Genomic DNA, 24,153 nt, shown 5'->3' with positions numbered 1-24,153 from the left:
CCCTGTTCCATTTACGAGTCTTGCCATCCAGACTTCGCCGTTTTTGTTGCTTCAATTTTCTGTAACCATTATTGACCCGTAAACAAACAGCCCTATCACAGGGGCATCATATTAGCAGCGTTGGAGGAAGTGGGTCAATTCCGCTTTATGCCAGTTTGATAGCGCACCATTTAACATTAGCTGGTTATCCTGTGTAGTCTGAGATAACAAAGTTTCAATCTCAGCGATAACTCTATCTGCATTCTCACGTTTGCGAATAATGCGCTTAATCGCTGTTTTTTCAGCATCGGCTATTACATCTTGAAGCGCTTCCGTGACATGCCAGATACGCTCACATTCAGAAGCGATAGAAGGGACTAGCCGGACTTCCATAGGATAAGGTGAGGGAATGCCGGTGACTTCTCTCAATGCATACCAGATAGCATTATTCCATGCATCTCTGAAACGAAAGTTTTGCGTCATTAATGCAATGATACGAGCGAGATTTTGGTTATCTTTATTGCTGAACTTTTCATGAGCTTCGGGTGTGGGCTGAGGATTACCAGCTTCCTTGTCTAATATATCCAGCACCCATTTCCTGAATTCTTTTGCTACTGGAGTACGCGCAAACATGGCAACAAGGTGAGCACCACGTAGGGAGAACATGCGGGTATTGAGTTCGCGCAAACTATTGTTTATTCCGTTGGTACTCGTTTTGAGTACCAATGACATAGCTTCTGTAAATTCATCATAATGCTTGTTATAAATCATCGTAACAGCTTTAGGATTGGCATATTCCAAGGCTTTGGCCAATTGTGACGATGTAAACCAAATGTGCCCTTTATAAGTTATAGTTTCAAGCTTGGTGCTACGGAAAATAAGAGTCGTCATAATGATCGACCTCCAATGGTAATCTGAAATTATTCACCACTTAGAGACGCGAACCTCATGGGTGGTGGACGGAACGGAGTTCGCATTACCGGGATTACCATCCGGCCAGCTTTTCAGCTGCACCATCCAGTCCACCGTTGAAAGGTGTAGCTAGATTACGACATTAAAAAACACGCTCGCAGCGTGTACATGTCGCGGTAATCACGGCAGGATGCGAATCCCGACACCTGATTTATCAGGTGCAAGTAAACTATAGCGCATGATTTCTTCTTTCGTCAATGGGTATTTTGTGGTTATAATTGCGTGGTAATGGCTTATTAGCTCAGTTGGTAGAGCAGTGGACTCTTAATCCATCGGTCGCAGGTTCGAGCCCTGCATAGCCCACCACTAGTTGTTATTCACACTAGTTAGCTTGTTGCTGCTTCCATTTCGGCAACAAGAATTTCCTCAAATTTTCTAATCGTTTTATCATTGTATCGAAATGTTTCAACCTGCTTGTTACTGTAGAGCGATTTATCGAGATAGGTATCGCTATACTCTTTAATTTTTAGTAACTAACTTTCACGTGCATTTAAAGTGCACTTTCAAGTCCAATTGTTGTCATATCGATGTCAACTTAATTTTTATAACTTCCTGTTTTTAAAACTATTGTCCTACTGCTGACCATGTAAATTTGGTGGAGCTGGCGGGAGTTGAACCCGCGTCCGAAATTTCTACATCCTCGGTACTACATGCTTAGTCTAGTCTTTACATTCGCCAGCTAGCTGTGGACAGACACACTACTAACAGACTAGCCTGATTAAGTTTAACGCTTCAACCCCAAGCTAGGCATCCACGCGATCTCTTTTAGGTTTGACCTCTCTTGATCCCCGTCCTAAGAGCGGAGGCTAGGGAGAGAGGGCTCTGCGCAGGTTATTAAGCTGCTAGAGCGTAGTTATCGTCGTTTGCGACTATTTTTTTGCGGCTTTTTACGAGGCCAACCGCCCCTCGGCATGCACCTTGGGTTTCGCAAATCCCGTCGAATCCAGAATCAGCCCCAAGTTGATTAATCAATTATATCAGAAAAAAACTTAATAATGCTAGCACTTAGCTCATTAACGGCCAGCATTTTTCATAATTCTTGCTTTGTCTAACTTCCATTCGCGCTCTTTAATGTCTGAACGCTTGTCATGCTCTTTTTTACCCTTGGCGACACCAATTTTGACTTTACACCAGGCATTTTTCCAGTAAAGGGATAATGCTACCGCTGTGTGTCCTTCGCGATTGATTTTACCAAACAGGGAATCAAGTTCACGCTGATTTAACAATAACTTTCGGGTACGCATTGGATCACACACCACATGGGAAGAAGCTACATTTAGTGGGGTAATTGTTGCGCCAAAAAGATATGCCTCACCCTCTTTCAGTAAAACATAACTGTCACTAATATTGGCTTTGCCTGCACGTAGTGCTTTAACTTCCCAACCTTGCAAAGCTAAGCCCGCCTCGATTTCTTCATTGATGAAGTATTCATGGCGCGCTCTTGTATTTAGCGTAATCGTTGCCGAACCAGGCTTATGTGCTTTTTTCTTTGTCATAATTGGCGATTATACTGTATGTATCAATAAATGGCACGGTAAGGATCCATTATTTGGTGTTAAGTGAGCATTTATTAGGCTAAGTTGTCGGCCATAATTTTTATTTAAGTGTATTTCGATGTTATTATTGTTTTTGATTTATTTGGTGAGAATGGTTATGCCGCAAATTAGTCGTTCTGCATTAGTGCCATATAGTGCGGAGAAAATGTACAATTTAGTCAATGATGTAGATTCATATCCGCAATTTTTGCCGGGTTGTGTGGGGAGTCGGGTGTTGAATTATGCTAATAATGAAATGACCGCGTCAGTTGAGGTTGCTAAAGCAGGTATTAGTAAAACTTTTGTTACGCATAATATATTAAAAGATAATAAGAGTATAAAAATACAGTTGGTAAAAGGGCCATTTCGTAAGTTAATGGGTAATTGGTTATTTACACCATTAAATGAAAATGCCTGTAAGGTTGAGTTATACCTTGATTTTGAATTTACTAATAAACTGATCGAATTGGCTTTTGGTCGCATTTTTAAAGAGCTGGCTGGAAATATGGTGCAAGCTTTTACTCAACGTGCGCACGAGGTTTATCGTGGCTGATATAAATATTGAAGTGGTTTTTGCATTGCCAGATAGGCAGTTTCTGTTGCACGTCAAGCTAGCGGAAGGCGCAACTGTTGAAGAGGCGATTGTGCAATCAGGTATTTTGTCGCTTCGTGATGACATTGATTTAAGTAAAAATAAAGTGGGTATTTATAGTCGACCCGCTAAATTATCCGATATTTTATCTGATGGTGATCGGGTTGAAATTTATCGTCCGTTACTGGCTGATCCGAAAGAGATACGCCGTAAGCGGGCAGAAAAAGCCAAACAAAAATCTTAATAACGTATTTGTAATCAACTAGAGTGACCGCCAATTGAGTTGTTGCCTCATTGGCGGTCTATTGATAGTTTTTAAATAAATATCAATAGCGTTGGGTAGATGCTACATGAGCGTTGATGCTTTTTGGGCTGCTAAGCTATCGTTATTTTTGATATCGACTAAAATACCATTTTGATCAAAAGTGAGGGTTAATGTTTGCTGTTTAACCTCTTCATGCCCTGGTTGTTGACGGAAAATATAATACCAAACTTGCTGGCCAAACGGATCCTTTAGCATGGGTGTGCCTAATGTATAGGCGACTTGCTGTTGAGTCATTCCTTTCTGGATTTTTGCAACATCACTGGTAGAAAGATAGTTGCCTTGATTAATGTCAGGACGGTAAACAAGCCGTTCTGCCATAGAACAACCCGCTGTTAAAACAACAGACAACGCAGCAGCAATTAACAGTTTACAACGCATGGTCATATATTCCTTTGAGAGTCAGAATATCGATAATAATCGACATTGATGAAATTGAAAACCTTTCCTCATTTTTCTATGAGCCATAATATACAATAAAGTTGAGGATGTTTTTAAGCAGCAAGTAGATCTTTTGCGCTAGCTAGGATGTTTTTAGTGACTTCACTACCACCCAGTAAACGGGCAATTTCTTGTAAGCGGTTTTTTTTATCTAATAATTGCATTTGCGTTTCTGTTTCACAACCATTAGTTTGTTTGCTCACATAAAAATGGTGATGACCACACGCTGCAACTTGAGGTAAATGGGTAACGCACATAACCTGAGTTGAATTGCCTAATTCACGTAAGAGTTTTCCAACCACCGCTGCGGTGGGGCCACTAATACCCACATCAACTTCATCGAAAATAAGGGCAGGCGTATCCATTTTTTTGGCTGTTATCACTTGTATGGCCAGTGCGATACGTGAAAGTTCACCACCTGAGGCAACTTTTATTAATGCTTGATGAGGTTGTCCCGGATTGGTTGTAACGTTGAACTCTACTTGGCTTGCACCATCAATTTGTAAATGTTCAGGATTAAAATTGACATCAACCGTAAAATAGCCATGCGGCATTGAAAGTTGATGCATACTGTTGGTGATTAATTGACTTAATTCACTGGCATATTGTTGCCGTATTTGATGGAGTTTGCCGGCTATTTCTAATGCGTATTGATGTTGAGCTTCGACCTGAGTCGTTAAGTGGTCACAATCATCTTGTTGCTGATTAAGTTTTTCTTGTTCTGTCAGCAGTTGTTGATGTAATTCAAACAGTAATTCAGGGGCAACACGATGTTTGCGGGCTAAATTGACATATTTTGCGATGCGTTGTTCTAATTCAAATAGTTGGCTAGGATCTAGCTCAGTCCGGTCACCATAATGACGTAATTCATTACTCACTTCATGAATTTGGATCGATGCTTCTTCAAGCATATCAAGTAAATGACTGAATTGATTACTTACCGAAGTAAGTTCATTAATCTCTTGCTTTACATGATTTAGCATACTGATAATATTTTGTTCTTCGTTGTCATTGAGAATTTGTAATGCATTTTGACTTAAGGAAAGAAATTGTTCACGATTGGCCAATTGCTTATATTCTTGTTCGAGTTTTTGATATTCATCCGCTTGCGGTTTCAGTTCATCTAATTCTTTAAGATGATATTCAATAAGTTGTTGGCGTGATAGGCGTTCAGTGGCTTGCTGTTGAAATTTTGTTAATTCTTGACAGCTTTGATGCCAATTTTTCCAGGCCAGTTTCATTTCAGCTAAGGTAGCCGTTTGGTTGGCGTAAGTATCCAACAGATATTTTTGATGCTGATTATCTAATAGTAATTGGTGAGCGTGTTGGCCATGTATTTGAATAAGTAACGTCCCCAGTTCACGTAATTGGGATAAGGGAACTGCGGTGCCGTTAATAAAACCGCGTGATCGTCCATCAGCCGTGATAGTTCTGCGCAACAAACATTCATTATGGTTATCTAATTGGTAATTTTTTAGCCAGTCTTGCGCTGAGGGAGTGTCAGTAAGGGAAAAATGGGCACAAATATCGGTACGAGAAGCACCAGGACGAACGATATTGGTATCAGCTCGGTTGCCTAAACATAAACCCAATGCATCGATTGCGATTGATTTGCCAGCGCCTGTTTCGCCGGTAATGGTAGTCATACCGGGATAAAAATCAATTTCCAGTTTGCGGACAATGGCAAAATTATTGATGGTTAATTGAATAAGCATGTGCTTCTCCTGTATGTAAAAACACAACTGTTAATAAATACAGTATAAACTGGTTTTTTATACAGTAAAGTAGTAATTAAAAAAAATCAAAAGGTTTTCTTTGACCAGCCTAATTTTGAACTTAATGTATTGAAATAATTATAATCTTTTGGGTGGATGAGATTGAGTTTTTTATTACTTCGTTTGATTAAAACTTCATCATCATCTTGGATAGGTAAAATAATTTGGCTGTCACAGCTGATTTCATAATTGATGTTTTTTTGTCTAAATTTTAATTTAATACTACTGTCACTGCTGATGACGAGTGGGCGCGATGAAAGGGTATGCGGAAACATTGGAACTAACGCGATAGCTTCAAGGTCAGGGGTGAGTATTGGGCCACCGGCTGACAGTGAATAAGCGGTTGAGCCAGTCGGTGTAGTAATAATCAGTCCATCGGAACGTTGAGAAAAGGCAAAGCGGTCATCGATATAAACTTCAAATTCGATCATATGAGCTACTTTTCCTGGGTGTAAAATGACTTCATTAATTGCCGTACTCATGCGTGGTTTGTGATTTTTTTTGCTGATCTGGGTTTCCAATAAGAAGCGTTGCTCTTCATAGTAATGGCCAGCTAATACTTCTGTTAACTGTTGTAGCGCGTTATCTGGCCCAAGATCGGTTAAAAAACCAAGATTACCGCGATTGATGCCAATAACTTTATTTTCATAGCGGGATAGGACGCGAGCAGCGCCTAACATGTTACCGTCACCACCAACAACGATAATTAAATCAGCAGTTTTACCAATGTCTGTTAATCTACCGATGGTGGCATTTTTTAACTTAAGCTGTTGGGCAATTTGTTGTTCAACAATAACTTTATATTTTTGCGCTCGTAGCCAGTTATAAAGTTGTTCATGAGTTGCCAAGGCCTCTGGATGTCTAGGGTGACCGACAATGCCAATATATTTAAATAATGCCTTTTTTGCTGCTTTTCCGGTCAGCATGGTTTATTTCCTCTTACAAGTTGGCGTGCTCTCTTGAATCCCAAACTTTTATCCCCATAATAAGCTAATAATCTGGATTAATGCTAAAAAGAATGTGGAGATACTCATGAGTAGTAAAGATCATAAAGTGCATGATGAGCAAGCCTCTAAACAAAAAGAATCAAAAAAATCACTAAAAAGTGAGGCAAAAGAGCCAGCAATTGAGACCGAGCAACCAGTGAGTTCTACGGAAGAAGTATTAATTGATCCACGGATTACTGAATTAGAGCAGCAGTTGCTTGAAGCGCAAAAACGTGAGCGTGAAGCTTTGTTGCGCGCCAAAGCTGAAGTGGAAAATATTCGTCGCCGTACTGAGCAAGATGTTGAAAAAGCGCATAAGTTTGCTCTAGAGCGGTTTGCTAATGAATTGCTACCTGTGATTGATAATCTGGAAAGAGCCATCGAACTTGTTGATAAGGAACAAGCAGAATTGATACCAATGCTAGAAGGACTTGAATTAACGTTAAAATCTTTTTTAGCTACCGTTGGCAAATATGGTATTAAAGTGGTAGCGGAGAAGAATGTTCCTTTCAATCCAGAACTGCATCAAGCGATGACCATGATCGATTCCAAAGAGCATGAACCTAACCAAGTTATTGATGTTATGCAGAAAGGCTATACCTTAAATGGTCGTTTATTGCGTCCGGCGATGGTGATTGTATCAAAAGCAAAATAAGCTGAAATAATGCCACCCATATAATGGGGTGGCATTCAGTTTATTATTCAGGAATGATCGGCGTCCAGTCAATGGGGCTTAATCCCTGTCTTATGAGTATTTCATTCGTTTTAGAAAAATGTTGGCAACCGAAAAAACCTCTATGGGCAGAAAGGGGAGATGGATGAGGCGCTTTAAGGACAAAATGTTTTTGATTATCAATAAATTGGCCTTTTTTCTGCGCATGGGCTCCCCACAGTAAAAAAACGACACCAGTACGATGTTGATTAATTGCCGCAATCACCTTATCGGTAAAGGTTTCCCAACCAAGATGCGCGTGAGAATGCGCTTTACCTTGTTCAACTGTTAAAACCGTGTTTAATAATAATACTCCTTGCTGTGCCCAACTGACGAGATAACCGTGATTGGGATATTGAAAATCCGGAATATCTTTTGCAAGTTCTTTATACATATTGACCAGTGAAGGCGGTGCGGGAACCCCTGGTCGCACGGAAAAAGAGAGACCGTGTGCTTGATTAGGACCATGGTAAGGATCTTGTCCCAGTATCACGACTTTTACTTCACTCAGTTCGGTATAGCGGAAAGCATTGAAGACATCTTTTTGCGGAGGGTAAATTGTTATACCTTGTTGGCGAGCTTTAGCTACATAAGCCAGAGTGTGACAGAAGTAATCTTGTTCTTTTTCTGAACCGATGACATCGTGCCAGGTGGGCAAAGCGGACATAACCATTCCTTTAGATTTTGATTAATATAAGGTTTAACTTAACATTTACGTTATGTGAGGTAAATTTTAAAACGGAAATCGCTTGTTTTTCATTATAATTTTCGGATTAAAAATTTTTTCTAAAAAATATAAATTTTTTTTAAACAAAAAATTGATTTAAAACAGAAAGTTGTCGATCTGATTATTAATTACACGGCGAAATTATTGATTTATATCAATGAATTACCGATATTTAATTGTTATATAGTTTATAGAAATAATGGTTATAGCAAATAGCTAATTTGAAAATAATTTCAAATTGTTATTTCAATCTTGTTCGAATTTGGAGGTCGACATGGTTATTGGTATTCAGATTACTCAGGCAGATAATGCAGCATTATTAAATTCTTTTTGGTTATTGGATGACGAAAAAAATGAAGCTCGCTGTATTTGCGCTAAAACTGATTTTAATGAAGGACAAATTGTTGCCAAGGAGATGTTAGGTTCATTTGAATATCGTGAAATCCCCCTTGAAGTTAAACCACAAATAGCGGTAGAAGGAGGACAACATCTTAATGTTAATGTTCTGTCTCGTGAAACTTTAGAAGATGCGATTGAAAATCCGGAAAAATATCCACAATTAACCATTCGGGTTTCAGGTTATGCGGTGCGTTTTAATTCCTTAACCCCTGAACAGCAACGCGATGTTATTACGCGTACTTTTACGCAAAGTTTATAATCAAATAGTACTTAATTAATTGATAAATAATAATTAACAGCTTGATAAAGGTACCAGGCTGTTAATTTTTTGTTAGTTAAGCAGAAAAATTATAGAGTAGTGAGTAGCGTCATTAGCTGTTATCACTTTGCTTTACTGAGGGTTTACGACGTTTGCCAATATTTTTACTGTCGCGATGGCGCTGTTTGGTTTTTTTCTTTTGTTGCTGGTCAATTTTTTTCTTTTCTTGTCGTTTTAGCCGAATTTTTTTCGACGGTTTGGTTTTACGTAGCGAACTTTCAGACGGTGCTTTTGTAGTTGGCCGTAGGCTATCGATGACGCGTATTTTTAATGGTTCATTAAGATAACGATTGATTTTACCTAATAGTGGCTGATCATGGGCTTCTACTAAGCTAATTGCGATTCCTTTTCGCCCTGCGCGTGCGGTTCTACCAATACGGTGCAAATAGACATCAGCAGTACGCGGTAAGTCGAAATTGAACACATGACTAATATCGTCAATATCTAGGCCACGTGAGGCTACATCGGTTGCCACTAAGACATTAATTTGTCCGCTATTTAGACGTTTAACCGCTTCAGTCCGCTTTGCTTGAACCATTTCCCCTTCAAGTAACCAGGTTTTTATATTGGCCTGTTGTAACCATTGAACCAACTCATGCGCTCTTTCACGTTTACGGACAAAGATAATCGATTTGCTGGCATCGGGTTGTTTTAATAGATGGCAAAGTAGTGCGGTTTTATGTTCGAGGTTATCCGCGCGATAATAGTATTGTTGGATCTTTTTTCGTTCACGTCTTGAAGGATCAGCATCAATTTCATGAGGATTATTCAGTAACCGCTCAGCAAAATCGTGAATGGCTTCACCTGCGAGTGTTGCTGAAAATAACATGGTCTGTTTGCGCCAGCGTGTTTCACCGGCAATGGTTTCAATGTCGTTGGCAAATCCCATATCAAGCATTCGATCGGCTTCATCTAGAATTAAGGTTTCGATTGCCCGGCAATCAAAATTTTCTTCTTTAATATACTGCAATAAGCGCCCTGTGGTGGCGACGACAATATCTTGGTTTTCACTAAAAATTTCAGCGTGGTTAACATAGGACACTCCGCCGGTAATGGTTGCGATATCAAGATGAGTGTATTTGGCTAACGCTTTTGCCTGTTCTGCCACTTGCATTGCCAGTTCACGGGTTGGCGTTAGAATTAGAATACGGGGTGGTCCAGAACGTTTACGCGGAAAATCAAGTAAATGTTGGATCACCGGTAGTAAATAAGCGGCGGTTTTTCCTGTTCCTGTAGGCGATGAACCTAGAATATCGCGTCCTTCCATAGCAGCAGGGATAGTTGCAAGCTGAATGGCTGTCGGGCGCTCATAGCCTTTATCATCCAGTGCATTGAGCAGACTTTGATCTAACTCAAGTTCAGAAAATGTGGTTGCAGTCATTGTATACCTCTGGTTAGGCAATGGATTATAAACAGAACGCCCAAATTGTTCATCTATTAAAATGGTTTATTGAGTGATGATATAAATAATTATTAACAATCAATGACAAATCGGGTAGCAGCTTTGTCCAGTATATATAAAAGAGGGGTAATCATATTCCCCTCTTTAGTCATTTAATTGAAAGGGGTTAAAATAGTCGGTTTAGCATCCGGTTGTTGTTGCGGATAATCTAATGTGTAATGCAAACCACGACTCTCTTTACGCTTAAGTGCACAAAGAATCATCAATTCAGCCACTTGAACGAGATTACGCAGTTCCAATAAATTACTTGATATACAGAAATTTGAATAGTATTCAGCTATTTCTTGTTGGAGTAAATGGATGCGGCGTAATGCGCGTTTCAGTCGTTTAGTTGTTCTAACAATGCCCATATAATCCCACATAAACAATCTTAATTCATGCCAGTTATGTTGGATAACAACTTGTTCATCTAAATTATGACATTGATTTTCATCCCATTTTGTGGATATTGATGGCTTATCAATTTGTTCGATTTGTTGTTTAATCTGTTTTGCCGCAGACCATCCATAGACGAGACACTCTAATAATGAATTTGATGCTAGTCGGTTGGCGCCATGTAACCCAGTATAACTAACTTCACCAATAGCATAGAGATGTCGAAGATCGGTTTGACCATACTGATCCACCATAACACCACCGCAAGTATAATGGGCAGCCGGTACAATTGGAATTGGCTCATTAGTCATGTCAATACCTAATGTGGCTAATTTCTGATAGATAGTTGGGAAATGTTGTTTTATCGCGCTTTCGGGCTGATGGCTAATATCAAGAAACATACAATCTGCACCTAAGCGTTTCATTTCATGATCAATGGCACGGGCAACGATATCACGAGGGGCGAGTTCTGCTCTTTTATCAAAATCAGGCATAAAACGGCTTCCATCAGGTCGTTTAAGATAGGCACCTTCACCTCGTAAAGCTTCAGTTAGTAGAAAATTGCGTGCTTGTGGATGATAAAGACAAGTCGGATGAAATTGATTAAATTCAAGATTAGCCACCCGACAACCGGCTCGCCAGGCCATTGCAATTCCATCACCTGATGAAATATCGGGATTAGTGGTATATTGATATACTTTTGCGGCTCCCCCGGTTGCTAAAACAGTCACTTTTGCCTGACAAATAACAATCTGTTGGTGGTCGAGATCCCAAATGTAAGCACCAATAATTGTCGCTGGATCTTTATCTGAACGGATCAAATCGATAGCATTATGTTGCTCCTTAATTGTGATATTTGGATGCTGGATGGCTTTTTCAACCAAGGTTGTTTCTACCTGTTTACCTGTTGCGTCGGCATAATGAAGAATACGCCGATGGCTATGGCCACCTTCTTTTGTCAGATGATATTGTTCATTACCTGCTTGATTAATCTCTTTATCAAATAAAACACCTTGCTCAATCAGCCACTGGATACAGTGGTGAGCATTGCAGGTGACAAATTCAGCGATTTTTTTATCACATAGCCCGGCACCGGCAATTAAAGTATCTTTAATATGGGCTTCTATACTATCAGTTTGATCAAAAACCGCTGCAATTCCACCTTGGGCATAGTAAGATGCGCCTTCAGTTGAAATGTTTTTACTAAGTATGGTTATTTGGTATTGTGCCGCTAATCGAAGCGCTAACGATAGACCGGCGATGCCACTACCAATGATTAAAATATCCGTATAATGTTGTGTTGATGGCATAATATTTTATTACTAAGGTTTGGGAATAGAGTAAATTACCATGTTAGCCTATTCTTTTATTTAGAGTAAATATGGTGACCTCGAAAGAACTTTTCTTATGGTTTAGCTTAAATTAAATATAAAATAATTTAAATTGACTGGAACTTTGCAAGTTTTTGTCACTCAAAAAAATGCTTGCTTACAAATGAGAGAAAACATGGCGGGTTCAAAAAAGGAAAATATGAGGCTTATTTTCGGGAGAAGTGATCTCGGATGAGCGAGCAGTTGACAGACCAGGTGCTGGTTGAACGGGTACAAAAAGGGGATAAAAAAGCTTTTAATTTACTGGTTATTCGATACCAGAATAAAGTTGTGAGCCTTGTTTCTCGTTATGTACCGCAGGGAGATGTACCGGATGTAGCCCAAGAGTCCTTTATTAAAGCTTATCGCGCTATCGGTTCATTTCGTGGAGAAAGCGCATTTTATACTTGGCTTTACCGAATCTCAGTAAATACAGCTAAAAATTATCTTATATCCCAAGGACGTCGACCGCCATCGAATGATCTAGATGTAGTTAATGCAGAGAATTTTGAAGCTTCTAATGCATTAAAAGAAATTTCGAACCCTGAGAATTTAATGTTGTCAGAAGAATTGAAAAAAGTAGTTTTCCGGACCATTGAGTCACTTCCTGAAGATTTACGCCTGGCAATTACGCTGAGGGAGTTAGATGGACTGAGTTATGAGGAGATAGCGCTTATTATGGATTGCCCTGTTGGTACAGTTCGTTCGCGCATTTTTCGGGCAAGGGAAGCTATTGATAATAAAGTGCAACCACTAATACGAAATTAAAGGTGGTTCACATTTTACTGAAGGGTACTTTGGCATGCATAGAGAGAGACTTTCCGCTTTAATGGATGGAGAGATCTTTGATTCAGAATTGATCCATACCATTTTACAAGATGTTTCGTTACAGAAACGATGGGAGAGCTACCATCTTATCCGCGACAGTCTGAGAGGTGATATCAACGAAGTTATCCATCTTGATATTACAGGTAAAGTAGAGCAGGCGCTGGCAAGTGAGCCTATCCAAATTGCGCCTGATGCAATACCGGAGTCACAACCTGAGCCAGCTACCTGGCGTTTAATGCCTTTTTGGCGTAAGCTTCGCCCTTGGGCTAATCAGATAACACAAGTTGGTGTAGCAGCTAGCGTTGCCGTAGCTGTTATTGCTGGTGTTCAGAATTATAATACGTCTAATATAGAAACGGATGGCAAATCTGACTCACCCATATTTAATACAGTACCTATCATGGGTGCTGCGTCGCCTGTGAGTTTAAATGTTTCTAATGATCAATTGTTTGCTCAACCGCAAACCGAGCAGTTAGAACAACGTAATCGCCGACTTGGTTTGATGTTACAGCAATATGAGCTTGAGCGTCGTTCAACGCTGAATCAAAGTGTAACATCGTCTTCAGCAATCGTAGAAAAACCTCACTCAGGAGCAAAATAGCAGTAATGAAGCATTGGTTATCCGCCCTCATTTTTTTGTTGGGCGGTTTATTGTTGCCTTTACATTCCTATGCCAAAGGATTATCGGCTGAAATTTTATTAACTGATATGGGTAATGCGGTAAAATCTTTACCTTACGAATTGTCATTTATTATTGTCAATCCTCAAGGCATAACGCCGATTAGATATCGTCATGTCATTATTAACAATAAGCCCATCGCTCAAATAATGCAGATGGATAGTTCTCGTCGTGAAATTATTCAAAAAGGTAATCAAATTAGCTATTTTGAACCCGGCTTTGATTCTTTTAGCTTAGAGGGCACTTATATCGTTGATTATTTGCCATCAGTCGTTTTTGCTAATTTTACTAAACTGCTATCCTATTACAATTTTATTAAGCTCGGCAGAACGCATATTGGTGATATAAGCTGTCAAGTTATTCGGGTTATACCAAAAGATAGTTCACGCTTTAGTTATATCTTATTAATTGATGAAAAAACCAAGTTACCAATGCGCATTGATCTATTAGATAGTAAAAATGAAATATTGGAACAATTTAGAGTTATTTCTGTGGTTTTTAATAGTCAAGCGTTGCTGAAATCGATGCATGTGATTGCATCGTTGAATATGCCTCCTTTATTACTTATTCCCCAATCAATTACTAAGCAATTTAACTGGCAAGTAAACCAACTTCCGTTGGGATTTGAAGAAATATCTCGTCGCTGTAAAGAGATAGCCACGAATGAATCTTTAGAGACCATGATATTTAGTGACGGGTTATTTAGTTTTTCTATTAATGTCACTAAGGCAGGCGATCATAAACTTCTTGAACAGCCCTTTCGTAAAGGTGGTTTAACCATTTACACGCTAATAAAGGGACAATACGAAATTACAGTTATTGGTCAATTACCATTGCTAACTGCTAGCCAGATTGCAGCTAATGTTAGTTTTAAAGAGGCAAACTAATGGTTAAAGAGTGGGCAACGGTAGTGCGTTGGCATAATGGTCGTGCTGTTTTGCGCTATGGTTCTAATTCCGGTTGTGGTAGTTGCGCTGCTCGTTCAACCTGCGGATCTTATATTCTCAATAAAATAGGACCGAAAACTGAGTATCAATTAGAACTTGAGGTCAGTCAGCCTCTGGTTGTTGGTCAGAAAGTTGAAGTAGGGATCCCAGAAGGTAGTCTATTACGTTCCGCGATGCTTGTTTACCTTACCCCACTAGTTGGCCTTTTTATCGGCAGTGGGGTTATGCAATTTCTCTTTTTAAATCAATTTATTATTTTTTTAGGTGCTGTTATTGGCGCAAGTGTTGGTTTTTTCCTAGCAAAAAAAATTGCGCGTTATTGGGAAAAAGAGACTCTATATCAACCTACCATTTTGCAAATCGGTTTACCGCCTGATGAATTAAAAGAGCAAGTTTGAATGACATAGTAAGTCTGAATGCCTATCGTTAGTAATAACAAATTGTCACTAATCTATGCGCATGAACGTCTTATTTATAAAAACGACTTTTCATTATTAATGATTCTTTGAGTTGTTTGTCGCTTATATGTAAAATGCATTCCCAAGATTGTTATAACAGCTTTTATTAGTTTTAGCTTTGTAGGCTAAACTATCGCTAAAACTGATTTTATAAGGCCATTTAGAAGAAGATATAACCTTGAAAATCAAACATATAAGAAATTTTTCCATCATCGCTCATATTGATCATGGTAAATCAACGCTGTCAGATCGTATTATTCAGATTTGCGGCGGCCTTTCTGATCGTGAAATGGCCGCCCAGGTATTAGACTCGATGGATTTGGAGCGGGAACGAGGGATCACGATAAAAGCGCAGAGTGTTACCCTTGATTATAAAGCCAGTGACGGCGAAACTTATCAGCTTAATTTTATTGATACACCTGGCCATGTAGACTTCTCTTATGAAGTATCCCGTTCATTAGCTGCTTGCGAAGGTGCATTACTCGTTGTTGATGCCGGGCAAGGTGTCGAAGCGCAAACCCTTGCTAATTGTTATACTGCGATTGAGATGGATTTAGAAGTTGTTCCTGTGCTAAATAAAATCGATTTACCTGCGGCTGAGCCTGATCGGGTAGCTGAAGAAATTGAAGATATTGTTGGCATAGATGCCCATGACGCGGTTCGTTGTTCGGCAAAAACTGGGTTAGGAGTACAGGAAGTAATTGAACGTCTGGTTAAAGAGATCCCTCCGCCAGAGGGTGATCCGGCCGCCCCTTTGCAGGCATTGATTATCGATTCGTGGTTTGATAATTACTTAGGTGTTGTTTCGCTGGTACGGATTAAAAATGGTACGCTTAGCAAAGGCGATAAAATTAAAGTGATGAGCTCTGGTCAGCTCTACAATGTTGATCGCTTAGGTATTTTCACACCCAAACGAATTGATCGCCAGCAGCTAAATTGTGGCGAAGTAGGATGGTTGGTTTGTGCTATAAAAGATATTCACGGCGCGCCGGTTGGCGATACATTGACCGGTGCTCGTCATCCGGCTGAACAGGCGTTGCCTGGCTTTAAAAAAGTAAAACCACAGGTTTACGCTGGTTTATTCCCCATTAGTTCTGATGATTATGAAGCATTTCGTGACGCTTTAGCTAAATTAAGTTTGAATGATGCTTCGTTATTTTATGAACCAGAGAGTTCGACTGCATTAGGTTTTGGATTTCGTTGTGGTTTTCTTGGTTTACTTCATATGGAGATTATTCAGGAGCGTTTGGAACGTGAATATGATCTGGATCTTATAACAACTGCACCTACCGTTATTTATGAAGTTGAGTTAACAAATGGTGATGTCATCTATGTCGATAGTCCTTCTAAGTTACCAGCGCTTAATAACATAAATGAATTACGCGAACCGATTGCAGAATGTAACATGTTAATGCCTAAGGAATATCTTGGTAATGTCATTACGTTATGCGTAGAAAAACGCGGCGTGCAGACGAATATGGTCTATCATGGTAATCAGGTCGCATTAACCTATGAAATTCCTATGGCTGAGGTCGTGTTAGATTTCTTTGATCGTTTGAAATCGACTTCACGGGGATATGCTTCATTGGATTATGGTTTTGTCCGTTTCCAAGCGGCAGATATGGTGCGTGTAGATGTGTTAATTAATGGCGAAAGAGTGGATGCCTTAGCATTGATTACGCACCGTGCGAATGCGCCATACCGTGGTCGTGAGTTGGTAGATAAAATGAAAGATCTGATCCCGCGCCAGCAGTTTGATATAGCAATTCAGGCTGCTATTGGTACCCATATTATAGCGCGTTCAACGGTGAAACAATTACGTAAAAATGTATTAGCTAAATGTTATGGTGGTGATGTTAGCCGTAAGAAAAAATTACTACAGAAACAGAAAGAAGGTAAGAAACGAATGAAGCAGGTTGGTAATGTTGAACTACCGCAGGAAGCATTTCTTGCAATCCTTCATGTAGGTAAGGATAACTAACCGTTATAAGGAGTCATAATGGCTAACACTTTTTCTTTGATTTTAACGCTGGCGACTTTAATCACAGGGATTATCTGGCTTATTGATCGTTTTAAATTAGCACCTGCTCGTAAGAAAAAAATGGCGCAGCAGCAAAAGGTTATTGAGGGAAGCATAGAGCAGTCGCATTTAGCAGAAAGCATACATAAACCATCATGGGTTGATACTTGTTCATCTATTTTTCCGATATTAGCGATTGTATTAGTAATACGCTCATTTATTTATGAGCCGTTTCAAATCCCATCAGGTTCAATGATGCCTACTTTGTTGGTCGGTGATTTTATACTAGTAGAAAAGTTTGCTTATGGATTAAAAGATCCTGTTACACAAACAACATTATTGGAAACAGGAAAACCTAAACGTGGTGATATTGCGGTATTTAAATATCCTAAAGATCCTAGTGTAGATTTTGTTAAGCGTGTTATTGGTCTACCTGGTGATAAAATTGTTTATGATCCAGAACAAAAAGAGTTACGTATATACCCGAATTGTTCAATTTCAAACTGTGCGCGAGCGTTACCAATTATCTATTCTTCATTAAAAGAGAGTGAATGGGCGCTATTTTTTAATATTGATTCTATGGTAGAAAGCCAAAAAGGGAGTTATCAAATTCCGTTGGGTGAACCAGTTCCAACTAATGCATTACGTCAAGCGGAAAGAATCGAAAAATTAGATGAAACTAGCCATGAAATCTTAGTGATCCCACAAGTGTATACCCAGTCACGTTATCAACAGCCTGGTTTACCAGACAATGAATGGATAGTTCCGCCTAAACACTATTTTATGATGGGAGATAATCGGGATAATAGTGCAGATAGCCGTATGTGGGGTTTTGTCCCAGAAGAAAATTTAGTTGGTCGTGCCGTTATTATCTGGTTTAGCCTTGATAAACACGAGGGTGAATGGCCAACAGGGGTACGTTTAAGTCGTATTGGTGCAATTAATTAAGAAAATAATAAGATAAACTAATCATTGATGCTAAATTGATTTATATAGCAATCGATATAGAATATAGCGAGATAACCAAAAATGATGGTTTCTTGAACGATATCAGGAAACCTGCCAACGCAACAGCTTTGTAAAAATTAATTTTACAGATCTGTTGCGTATGCTTTTTGTAATTTGATAATAAAATAATTGGTAGCACATGAATTCTTCTTTAATTGAGTGGTCAGAGCGGCAAGAAATTAAACAGCTACAGCGTAAGCTTGGCTATGCTTTTAAACAAATTGAATTATTGAAGCAAGCATTAACTCATCGTAGTGCTAGCAGTGGTCACAATGAGAGATTGGAGTTTTTAGGCGATTCAATCCTTAGTTTTGTGATTGCTAATGATCTTTACCATCGTTTTCCTAAAGTTGATGAAGGCGATATGAGTCGTATGCGAGCAACATTGGTCAGAGGTAATACCCTGGCTGAGCTTGCACGAGAATTTGATTTGGGCGAATGTTTGCGTTTAGGGCCAGGTGAATTAAAAAGTGGTGGTTTTCGTCGAGAATCAATATTGGCAGATACTATCGAAGCTTTAATTGGCAGTATTTTTTTAGATAGTGATATTCAAACCACTGAACGAATTGTTTTGGCTTGGTATGACACTCGATTAATAGAAATTAGCCCCGGTGATAAGCAAAAAGATCCTAAAACACGTTTACAAGAGTATTTACAGGGACGCCATCTACCTTTACCTAGTTATTTGGTAGTTCGAGTTCGCGGTGAAGCGCACGATCAGGAATTTACTATTCATTGTCAGGTTAGTGGTATAAAGGAACCTGTTGAAGGCGTGGGTTCAAGTCGTCGTAAGGCTGAACAAGCAGCCGCTGAGCAGGCATTAAAAATATTGGAGCTTGAATGAGCAAACCAAAAACTTATTGTGGATTTGTCGCTATTGTAGGGCGTCCAAATGTGGGTAAATCAACATTACTGAACCAATTACTCGGGCAAAAGGTTTCTATTACTTCTCGTAAACCACAGACAACCCGTCATCGCATCATGGGAATTGAGACAGAAAATAATTATCAAACGATTTATGTCGATACACCCGGATTGCATGTAGAAGAAAAGCGCGCAATAAATCGTTTAATGAATCGGGCAGCAAGTAGTTCAATTGGTGATGTGGAACTCATTATTTTTGTTGTTGAAGGTACACATTGGACAACTGATGATGAAATGGTGATAAATAAACTGCGTCATTTGCCTTGTCCGGTATTATTAGTGATCAATAAAATTGATAATGTGGTGAATAAAACTCACTTACTACCTCATATTGAATTTCTTAGCAAGCAAATGAATTTTCTGGATATTGTGCCGATTAGTGCGGAAAAAGGTACCGGTATCGATATTATTACTAAAATTGTCCGTCAACATATGCCAGAAGCAGCACATCATTTTCCAGCAGACTATATTACCGATCGTTCACAACGCTTTATGGCTTCTGAAATTATTCGTGAAAAGTTAATGCGTTTTCTTGGCGATGAACTACCCTATTCAGTCACAGTTGAAATTGAGCAATTCGTGGTAAATGAACGTGGTGGCTATAATATTCATGGCCTGATTTTGGTTAAAAGAGATGGCCAGAAAAAAATGGTTATTGGCAATAAAGGTAGCAAAATTAAGAAAATTGGCATCGAAGCTCGGATGGATATGGAAAAACTTTTTTCGACTAAAGTTCATCTTGAACTTTGGGTGAAAGTTAAAGCTGGATGGGCCGATGATGAACGTGCACTGCGTAGTTTAGGCTACATGGATGATCTTCATTAAGGTGGATTTCCGTGGACGGTTGGCAACGTGCATTTGTACTTCATACTCGCCCTTATAGTGAAACGAGTTTATTATTAGATTTTTTCACCGAAAATGAGGGGCGAATTCGACTATTGGCTAAAGGTGCTCGTAGCCGTCGTTCTAATTTAAAAGGCTGTTTACAACCTTTTACGCCCTTGCTGATCCGTTGGGGAGGCAAGGGAGAAATGAAAACGTTGCGTAGTGCAGAACCGATTTCTTTAGCGCTTCCATTTACCGGTACTGTGCTGTACAGCGGTCTATATGTTAATGAATTGCTTGCACGAGTTTTAGCCCAAAATATTCCCTATCAAAGCCTATTTTTTGAATACCTTACCTGTTTGCAAATATTAGCTGGCAGTGAATCTACGCCGGAACATGCATTACGCCGTTTTGAATTATCATTGTTATCGCATTTAGGTTATGGTGTTGATTTTTTACATTGTTCCGGTAGTGGTGAACCGGTAATAAATGGCATGACTTACCGTTATCGGGAAGAGAAAGGTTTTATTGCCAGTTTGGTTATTGATCATTTGAGTTTTACCGGCAAGCAACTTAAGGCATTTGCCTGTCGTGAGTTTCCTGATGTTGATACACTAAAAGCAGCCAAGCGTTTTACGCGTATTGCGCTGAAACCTTATTTGGGGGGAACTCCATTAAAAAGCCGCGAGCTTTTTTACCAGCTCATATTGCCTAAAACGCGTTGAAGCTGGGACATAAACCTATTTGAAGATATTATGATTGCATGGATAAATGAAATTCAAACTATGAGATGGATAACAGGAGTTTAATATGGCAGAGTTATTATTAGGCGTTAATATTGATCATGTTGCCACAGTGCGCAATGCACGGGGAACCCAATATCCGGATCCGGTACATGCTGCATTTCTTGCTGAACAAGCTGGTGCAGATGGGATCACGGTTCATTTGCGCGAAGATCGCCGCCATATTACTGATCGTGATGTTCAGTTACTTCGCCAGACTTTACAAACCCGAATGAATCTGGAGATGGCAATAACGGATGAGATGGTCAATTTTGCCTGTCTGATAAAACCTCAATTTTGCTGCCTGGTACCAGAGCGACGTGAAGAAGTTACGACGGAAGGTGGGCTTGACGTTTTTGGGCAACAAGCGTTAGTCGCAACGGCGGTAAAACAACTAGCTAAAGCAGGTATCACGGTTTCGTTGTTCATTGATCCTAACGATAAACAAATTGATGCAGCAGTGGAAATTGGAGCGCCCTTTATTGAAATTCATACCGGTGCCTATGCCAACGCTAAGAGCCAGTTAAAGCAGGAAGAAGAGTTTAAACGTATTAAGCAAGCCGTAAGCCATGCCACTGCGAAAAACCTTAAGGTCAATGCGGGTCATGGGCTAACTTACCATAATGTTCAACCTATTGCCCAGTTGCCAGATATCTATGAACTTAATATTGGTCATGCAATTATTGGGCGAGCCCTTTTTAGTGGCATGGCGGCGGCAGTGAGTGATATGAAGAAAATTCTTCGTGAGGCACGTAGTTAATGGCGATTATTGGATTGGGTACAGACCTGGTTGAAATTGTACGGATTGAGCAAATTATTGAGCGTCTAGAGGAGCGTCTGGCAAAGCGTATATTGTCCGCTCAAGAATGGTGGCAATATCAAAATCACTCTCAGCCAGTCCGTTTTTTGGCTAAGCGCTTTGCTGTTAAAGAAGCAGCCGCAAAAGCTTTAGGAACGGGGATCCGAAATGGTTTAGCACTTAATCAATTTGAAGTTTTTAATGATGAGTTAGGAAAGCCTGGGCTGAATTTGTTAGGGCAAGCAAAAATATTGGCTGGTTCATTAGGCGTGCAACATATTCATGTATCATTATCTGATGAACAAAATTATGCTTGTGCCACGGTGATTATGGAAAGTTAAATTTTATCGGCATGATGTAATAAGACAAATTTATCCCATAATTGTTCTTCTGTTTCAGGATTATCAGGATCTTTGACAATGGTATTGCTGATCGGACAAACGGATTGGCAAGTTGGCTTATCATAGTGGCCAATACATTCAGTACAAAGATTGGGATTGATCTGGTAAAACGCTTCTCCCATTGAAATTGCTTCATTAGGACATTCTGGTTCACACATATCACAGTTGATACAGCGTTTTGTTATTAATAAGGACATATCAATATATTATAAGTAATTTGGATAAATATCAGTAAGTTATGTATGAAAAACATTAGTTAATTTTATCTATAATTGATAATTTCGTACAGTCTATTTTGAAAAAAACAATTCAGTAATACAATAGTAGCCAAACATATCGCTTTTACTATCTTAACTATGTAAAGGGATATGAGCATTAAATTTATTGTTTTTGTGCTAAAAACAAATTCAATGCTAGTCAGAATAATACAAAGACAAAAAACTGATTCTGATGAATATTGAGATGTTTTAGAGCGCTGAAAGTTTCGTGTAAATCCTTTACATAAACTCATACATGAAATCTATTATTGCAGCAGCTAAGCCTATTTTAAACATTTAGCTAAATCGTGTCGATCTAAATAGCAAAAAATATAATCTAAGGCTGGATTTCAAATTGAAATCCAGCAATATATTTACTGGGTAATTGTTATTCCATTAATGAGAATGGTAAAATATTTTCATTGGCTGTTAATATTCTATCATATTCCCTTTCGTTTCTAAGAATATTTTTATCAATTTCATAGCCAAGAAGTTCTGATAAGATATATTTATTCATCAAACCACTCAAATATCCGTCTTTATTACGAAAAGATTCAATAAAATCACAATTGAAACGATTATTGGTTGATTTATACATAAAGGGGATCAAATATTGTTCTCTTCCCTTTTCTAATCCATGACCCACATTAACAATCTCACCATGATCGGCGGTATAAATTAAATTAAAATCTATTTTCTTTTCATTAATGACTTTAAAAATATCATTAATGATTCGGTCAGTATGATGAATGGTAAGATCATAATTTTCTGCGTTTGGTAATGCTTTTTTATCTATTTCATCATAGTTGTTATAGGGTAAATGATTACCATAAAGATGAATAATAATAAATCGCTTTTGGGCATTATCAGACAACACTTTTACTAACAGGTTAGCTAATTTATTATCATTATAATCGGTTAATTTTAAATCATTGCTTTTTTGAGCGATAAAACCATATTTAGAACCATGCAGCCCTTGTATTTCTTGCGAACCTAACCAATATGTTTTATATCCATTGGCTTTTGCCATTTCAATAATAGATTTATTGTTGAACAGGTTATCTTCATTTTCAGGCGTATGGAAAGCTAGTGTCATTGACAAGGAATCACGGGTTATCGGTGAACTAGAATGGGCATTATTCACGATGCAACTATTTGAGGTAGAAAATAGTTTTGTCATATGGGGTGTGGTATCAAAATGATAACCATAAGCACTATAACGTGAGTATAGTGAAGCTTCACCCATGATTAATATAATGTTTTTGTTATCATTGTCTTTTTTTGCCACTATTGCATGATTAAATTTTTCAATCTCTGCTATATTTGCATATTTATTATTATCATATGATGAAATTAATAAATAAACCGCATCACCAAATATTAAAGGGACTTTATCATGAAAAAAAATCCCAAGTTGTTTTTTATCTTCTTTGATATCAGAAATTAATCTGTTTTCATCTTTTATATCTATAATAACTAAGATAATAGAAAGTGTTGTAAACGATAGTACTGAGTACAATAATAGAGACGTATTCGCTAAATTTTTCTTAATTATGGTTATCAGATAAAATAAAAAAGCAGTAAATATCAATGAAGGTAAAATTAATTTTAAAAATAAACTGCCTAACATAAATAGCGCTTCATTTATGTTTGTTTCAAGAATGGAATGAAGAACGGAAATTGTTATATTTCCGTTAAAATTTAACGAATATATAACTTTTATGTTGATAAGAAATAGAAAAGTTAACCCTATTAATTTTCGTAAATTATTATTACTCAGTATTAAAAAGAGAGTTATTAAGAGAATAGTAAAAGTAGATATATGCGGTAACCTTGCATCAACTTTAAAAATAAAAATATTTAATAAAAGCGAAAATATAAATAATAATAATAAGATTATATAGTTAATGTATTTTTTCATATGGTTAAGCTAACTATGTAACAAAAAAAGAATTTTTTCTGTTAATTACGTAGAAAATATTTTAATGTGCTTCAATAGCAGGTTAGTGCCTCCATGCATGCTTAGTATTTTTGTATTACTAAGATCAAATGAGATTACTAACAATTAATGCTAATTCAAAAACTAAAAGATAATATAAGACTATAAGTTTATTATTTTATTCTTTATCACACTCTATAATATATTTGGAGTAATTAATAGTGACATTTAAAGTTTTATTTAAAATATTAGTTAGATCATCAAATTAGTAAAAAGCTGCATTTATTTTTAGCTTTGTAGCGAAAATAAACACAACTTAT

General features: G+C 38.2%; 25 protein-coding genes, 1 tRNA gene and 1 other RNA gene. 16 read left to right on the top strand and 11 right to left on the bottom strand.

Features of this window, described 5'->3' with window-relative positions; all coding sequences use genetic code 11:
* Window positions 1-111 precede the first annotated feature (111 nt).
* Complete coding sequence (locus ArsFIN_RS13905) at window positions 112-870, bottom strand: BRO-N domain-containing protein (protein ID WP_051296912.1); 759 nt, start codon at window positions 868-870, stop codon at window positions 112-114.
* Window positions 871-1,181: 311 nt separating this feature from the next.
* Between ArsFIN_RS13905 and ArsFIN_RS13900 the strand changes: the two genes are divergently transcribed.
* Window positions 1,182-1,257: transfer RNA gene (locus ArsFIN_RS13900), tRNA-Lys, on the top strand.
* A 287-nt stretch (window positions 1,258-1,544) separates the two neighbouring features.
* On the opposite strand, the gene ssrA is transcribed toward ArsFIN_RS13900, so the two are convergent.
* Both ssrA and smpB read right to left on the bottom strand, forming a co-directional pair.
* Window positions 1,545-1,908: a transfer-messenger RNA gene (gene ssrA, locus ArsFIN_RS13895) on the bottom strand.
* Between the two features lie 56 nt (window positions 1,909-1,964).
* A complete protein-coding gene (gene smpB, locus ArsFIN_RS13890) occupies window positions 1,965-2,447 on the bottom strand; it encodes an SsrA-binding protein SmpB (protein ID WP_026821676.1) in 483 nt (160 codons plus the stop codon).
* 157 nt (window positions 2,448-2,604) lie between these two features.
* Here smpB and ArsFIN_RS13885 point away from each other — a divergent pair, with 157 nt between their 5' ends.
* Together ArsFIN_RS13885 and ArsFIN_RS13880 are read left to right on the top strand one after the other, a co-directional pair.
* Entirely contained in the window at window positions 2,605-3,039 is a 435-nt protein-coding gene (locus tag ArsFIN_RS13885) for a type II toxin-antitoxin system RatA family toxin (RefSeq protein ID WP_026821677.1), read from the top strand.
* Window positions 3,032-3,322 (top strand): RnfH family protein, encoded by a 291-nt coding sequence (locus ArsFIN_RS13880; protein WP_026821678.1) that lies wholly within the window; start codon window positions 3,032-3,034, stop codon window positions 3,320-3,322. Before ArsFIN_RS13885 ends, ArsFIN_RS13880 begins: the two co-directional genes overlap by 8 nt.
* A gap of 102 nt (window positions 3,323-3,424) precedes the next feature.
* On the opposite strand, the gene bamE is transcribed toward ArsFIN_RS13880, so the two are convergent.
* From bamE to nadK, 3 genes are all read right to left on the bottom strand, one after another.
* Entirely contained in the window at window positions 3,425-3,781 is a 357-nt protein-coding gene (gene bamE / locus ArsFIN_RS13875; protein ID WP_026821679.1) for an outer membrane protein assembly factor BamE, read from the bottom strand.
* A gap of 113 nt (window positions 3,782-3,894) precedes the next feature.
* Entirely contained in the window at window positions 3,895-5,556 is a 1,662-nt protein-coding gene (gene recN / locus ArsFIN_RS13870) for a DNA repair protein RecN (RefSeq protein WP_026821680.1), read from the bottom strand.
* An 86-nt stretch (window positions 5,557-5,642) separates the two neighbouring features.
* Complete coding sequence (gene nadK, locus ArsFIN_RS13865; protein WP_026821681.1) at window positions 5,643-6,542, bottom strand: NAD(+) kinase; 900 nt, start codon at window positions 6,540-6,542, stop codon at window positions 5,643-5,645.
* Between the two features lie 106 nt (window positions 6,543-6,648).
* Between nadK and grpE the strand changes: the two genes are divergently transcribed.
* Window positions 6,649-7,257, top strand: coding sequence for a nucleotide exchange factor GrpE (gene grpE, locus ArsFIN_RS13860; RefSeq protein WP_026821682.1), 609 nt, complete (start codon window positions 6,649-6,651; stop codon window positions 7,255-7,257).
* Between the two features lie 43 nt (window positions 7,258-7,300).
* Here grpE and ung read toward each other — a convergent pair whose 3' ends face one another.
* Window positions 7,301-7,981: a uracil-DNA glycosylase gene (gene ung / locus ArsFIN_RS13855; protein WP_026821683.1), complete on the bottom strand. Its 681-nt coding sequence runs from the start codon at window positions 7,979-7,981 to the stop codon at window positions 7,301-7,303.
* A gap of 334 nt (window positions 7,982-8,315) precedes the next feature.
* Here ung and grcA point away from each other — a divergent pair, with 334 nt between their 5' ends.
* The gene (gene grcA / locus ArsFIN_RS13850) at window positions 8,316-8,699 is read left to right on the top strand and encodes an autonomous glycyl radical cofactor GrcA (RefSeq protein ID WP_026821684.1); all 384 of its coding nucleotides are present in this window, start codon (window positions 8,316-8,318) and stop codon (window positions 8,697-8,699) included.
* Between the two features lie 112 nt (window positions 8,700-8,811).
* On the opposite strand, the gene srmB is transcribed toward grcA, so the two are convergent.
* The gene (srmB, locus tag ArsFIN_RS13845; RefSeq protein ID WP_026821685.1) at window positions 8,812-10,140 is read right to left on the bottom strand and encodes an ATP-dependent RNA helicase SrmB; all 1,329 of its coding nucleotides are present in this window, start codon (window positions 10,138-10,140) and stop codon (window positions 8,812-8,814) included.
* A gap of 173 nt (window positions 10,141-10,313) precedes the next feature.
* Window positions 10,314-11,906 carry an L-aspartate oxidase gene (nadB, locus tag ArsFIN_RS13840; RefSeq protein WP_026821686.1) on the bottom strand — a complete coding sequence of 531 codons (1,593 nt, stop codon included), beginning with the start codon at window positions 11,904-11,906 and terminating at the stop codon, window positions 10,314-10,316.
* 252 nt (window positions 11,907-12,158) lie between these two features.
* Here nadB and rpoE point away from each other — a divergent pair, with 252 nt between their 5' ends.
* The 11 genes from rpoE to acpS all read left to right on the top strand — a co-directional run bounded on the left by rpoE (window position 12,159) and on the right by acpS (window position 21,577).
* Entirely contained in the window at window positions 12,159-12,734 is a 576-nt protein-coding gene (rpoE, locus tag ArsFIN_RS13835; protein WP_026821687.1) for an RNA polymerase sigma factor RpoE, read from the top strand.
* Between the two features lie 34 nt (window positions 12,735-12,768).
* Window positions 12,769-13,395: an anti-sigma-E factor RseA gene (rseA, locus tag ArsFIN_RS13830; RefSeq protein ID WP_026821688.1), complete on the top strand. Its 627-nt coding sequence runs from the start codon at window positions 12,769-12,771 to the stop codon at window positions 13,393-13,395.
* A gap of 5 nt (window positions 13,396-13,400) precedes the next feature.
* A complete protein-coding gene (rseB, locus tag ArsFIN_RS13825) occupies window positions 13,401-14,360 on the top strand; it encodes a sigma-E factor regulatory protein RseB (RefSeq protein WP_026821689.1) in 960 nt (319 codons plus the stop codon).
* The gene (gene rseC / locus ArsFIN_RS13820; protein WP_026821690.1) at window positions 14,360-14,818 is read left to right on the top strand and encodes a SoxR-reducing system protein RseC; all 459 of its coding nucleotides are present in this window, start codon (window positions 14,360-14,362) and stop codon (window positions 14,816-14,818) included. The genes rseB and rseC overlap by 1 nt, the downstream gene beginning before the upstream one ends.
* A 244-nt stretch (window positions 14,819-15,062) precedes the next feature.
* The gene (gene lepA, locus ArsFIN_RS13815; protein WP_026821691.1) at window positions 15,063-16,859 is read left to right on the top strand and encodes a translation elongation factor 4; all 1,797 of its coding nucleotides are present in this window, start codon (window positions 15,063-15,065) and stop codon (window positions 16,857-16,859) included.
* An 18-nt stretch (window positions 16,860-16,877) separates the two neighbouring features.
* Window positions 16,878-17,846: a signal peptidase I gene (lepB, locus tag ArsFIN_RS13810; protein ID WP_026821692.1), complete on the top strand. Its 969-nt coding sequence runs from the start codon at window positions 16,878-16,880 to the stop codon at window positions 17,844-17,846.
* A gap of 199 nt (window positions 17,847-18,045) precedes the next feature.
* Window positions 18,046-18,750: a ribonuclease III gene (rnc, locus tag ArsFIN_RS13805; protein ID WP_051296913.1), complete on the top strand. Its 705-nt coding sequence runs from the start codon at window positions 18,046-18,048 to the stop codon at window positions 18,748-18,750.
* The gene (era, locus tag ArsFIN_RS13800; protein ID WP_026821694.1) at window positions 18,747-19,655 is read left to right on the top strand and encodes a GTPase Era; all 909 of its coding nucleotides are present in this window, start codon (window positions 18,747-18,749) and stop codon (window positions 19,653-19,655) included. Before rnc ends, era begins: the two co-directional genes overlap by 4 nt.
* An 11-nt stretch (window positions 19,656-19,666) precedes the next feature.
* On the top strand, window positions 19,667-20,380 hold the full coding sequence (recO, locus tag ArsFIN_RS13795; protein ID WP_026821695.1) for a DNA repair protein RecO: 714 nt from the start codon (window positions 19,667-19,669) through the stop codon (window positions 20,378-20,380).
* A gap of 85 nt (window positions 20,381-20,465) precedes the next feature.
* Window positions 20,466-21,197, top strand: a complete 732-nt coding sequence (gene pdxJ / locus ArsFIN_RS13790) for a pyridoxine 5'-phosphate synthase (RefSeq protein WP_026821696.1) — start codon at window positions 20,466-20,468, stop codon at window positions 21,195-21,197.
* Window positions 21,197-21,577, top strand: coding sequence for a holo-ACP synthase (gene acpS / locus ArsFIN_RS13785; protein ID WP_026821697.1), 381 nt, complete (start codon window positions 21,197-21,199; stop codon window positions 21,575-21,577). The genes pdxJ and acpS overlap by 1 nt, the downstream gene beginning before the upstream one ends.
* On the opposite strand, the gene ArsFIN_RS13780 is transcribed toward acpS, so the two are convergent.
* Together ArsFIN_RS13780 and ArsFIN_RS13775 are read right to left on the bottom strand one after the other, a co-directional pair.
* Window positions 21,574-21,834, bottom strand: coding sequence for a YfhL family 4Fe-4S dicluster ferredoxin (locus tag ArsFIN_RS13780; protein ID WP_034249191.1), 261 nt, complete (start codon window positions 21,832-21,834; stop codon window positions 21,574-21,576). The two genes, acpS and ArsFIN_RS13780, sit on opposite strands and share 4 nt — an antisense overlap.
* 448 nt (window positions 21,835-22,282) lie before the next feature.
* Window positions 22,283-23,524 (bottom strand): phosphoethanolamine transferase, encoded by a 1,242-nt coding sequence (locus tag ArsFIN_RS13775; RefSeq protein WP_246067238.1) that lies wholly within the window; start codon window positions 23,522-23,524, stop codon window positions 22,283-22,285.
* Window positions 23,525-24,153 lie beyond the last annotated feature (629 nt).

Origin of the sequence: Arsenophonus nasoniae (genome assembly GCF_004768525.1) — a bacterium.
In the GTDB taxonomy this organism is placed as follows: domain Bacteria; phylum Pseudomonadota; class Gammaproteobacteria; order Enterobacterales; family Enterobacteriaceae; genus Arsenophonus; species Arsenophonus nasoniae.
This window is presented reverse-complemented; position numbering and strand designations above follow the sequence as displayed.

Bases quoted from the DNA above. Each gene is read 5' to 3' on its own strand.
- ArsFIN_RS13905 (WP_051296912.1), bottom strand. From the start codon at position 870: ATGACGACTCTTATTTTCCGTAGCACCAAGCTTGAAACTATAACTTAT.
- smpB (WP_026821676.1), bottom strand. From the start codon at position 2,447: ATGACAAAGAAAAAAGCACATAAGCCTGGTTCGGCAACGATTACGCTA.
- ArsFIN_RS13885 (WP_026821677.1), top strand. From the start codon at position 2,605: ATGCCGCAAATTAGTCGTTCTGCATTAGTGCCATATAGTGCGGAGAAA.
- bamE (WP_026821679.1), bottom strand. From the start codon at position 3,781: ATGCGTTGTAAACTGTTAATTGCTGCTGCGTTGTCTGTTGTTTTAACA.
- recN (WP_026821680.1), bottom strand. From the start codon at position 5,556: ATGCTTATTCAATTAACCATCAATAATTTTGCCATTGTCCGCAAACTG.
- nadK (WP_026821681.1), bottom strand. From the start codon at position 6,542: ATGCTGACCGGAAAAGCAGCAAAAAAGGCATTATTTAAATATATTGGC.
- grpE (WP_026821682.1), top strand. From the start codon at position 6,649: ATGAGTAGTAAAGATCATAAAGTGCATGATGAGCAAGCCTCTAAACAA.
- ung (WP_026821683.1), bottom strand. From the start codon at position 7,981: ATGTCCGCTTTGCCCACCTGGCACGATGTCATCGGTTCAGAAAAAGAA.
- grcA (WP_026821684.1), top strand. From the start codon at position 8,316: ATGGTTATTGGTATTCAGATTACTCAGGCAGATAATGCAGCATTATTA.
- srmB (WP_026821685.1), bottom strand. From the start codon at position 10,140: ATGACTGCAACCACATTTTCTGAACTTGAGTTAGATCAAAGTCTGCTC.
- nadB (WP_026821686.1), bottom strand. From the start codon at position 11,906: ATGCCATCAACACAACATTATACGGATATTTTAATCATTGGTAGTGGC.
- rpoE (WP_026821687.1), top strand. From the start codon at position 12,159: ATGAGCGAGCAGTTGACAGACCAGGTGCTGGTTGAACGGGTACAAAAA.
- rseA (WP_026821688.1), top strand. From the start codon at position 12,769: ATGCATAGAGAGAGACTTTCCGCTTTAATGGATGGAGAGATCTTTGAT.
- rseB (WP_026821689.1), top strand. From the start codon at position 13,401: ATGAAGCATTGGTTATCCGCCCTCATTTTTTTGTTGGGCGGTTTATTG.
- rseC (WP_026821690.1), top strand. From the start codon at position 14,360: ATGGTTAAAGAGTGGGCAACGGTAGTGCGTTGGCATAATGGTCGTGCT.
- lepB (WP_026821692.1), top strand. From the start codon at position 16,878: ATGGCTAACACTTTTTCTTTGATTTTAACGCTGGCGACTTTAATCACA.
- rnc (WP_051296913.1), top strand. From the start codon at position 18,046: ATGAATTCTTCTTTAATTGAGTGGTCAGAGCGGCAAGAAATTAAACAG.
- era (WP_026821694.1), top strand. From the start codon at position 18,747: ATGAGCAAACCAAAAACTTATTGTGGATTTGTCGCTATTGTAGGGCGT.
- pdxJ (WP_026821696.1), top strand. From the start codon at position 20,466: ATGGCAGAGTTATTATTAGGCGTTAATATTGATCATGTTGCCACAGTG.
- acpS (WP_026821697.1), top strand. From the start codon at position 21,197: ATGGCGATTATTGGATTGGGTACAGACCTGGTTGAAATTGTACGGATT.
- ArsFIN_RS13780 (WP_034249191.1), bottom strand. From the start codon at position 21,834: ATGTCCTTATTAATAACAAAACGCTGTATCAACTGTGATATGTGTGAA.
- ArsFIN_RS13775 (WP_246067238.1), bottom strand. From the start codon at position 23,524: ATGTTAGGCAGTTTATTTTTAAAATTAATTTTACCTTCATTGATATTT.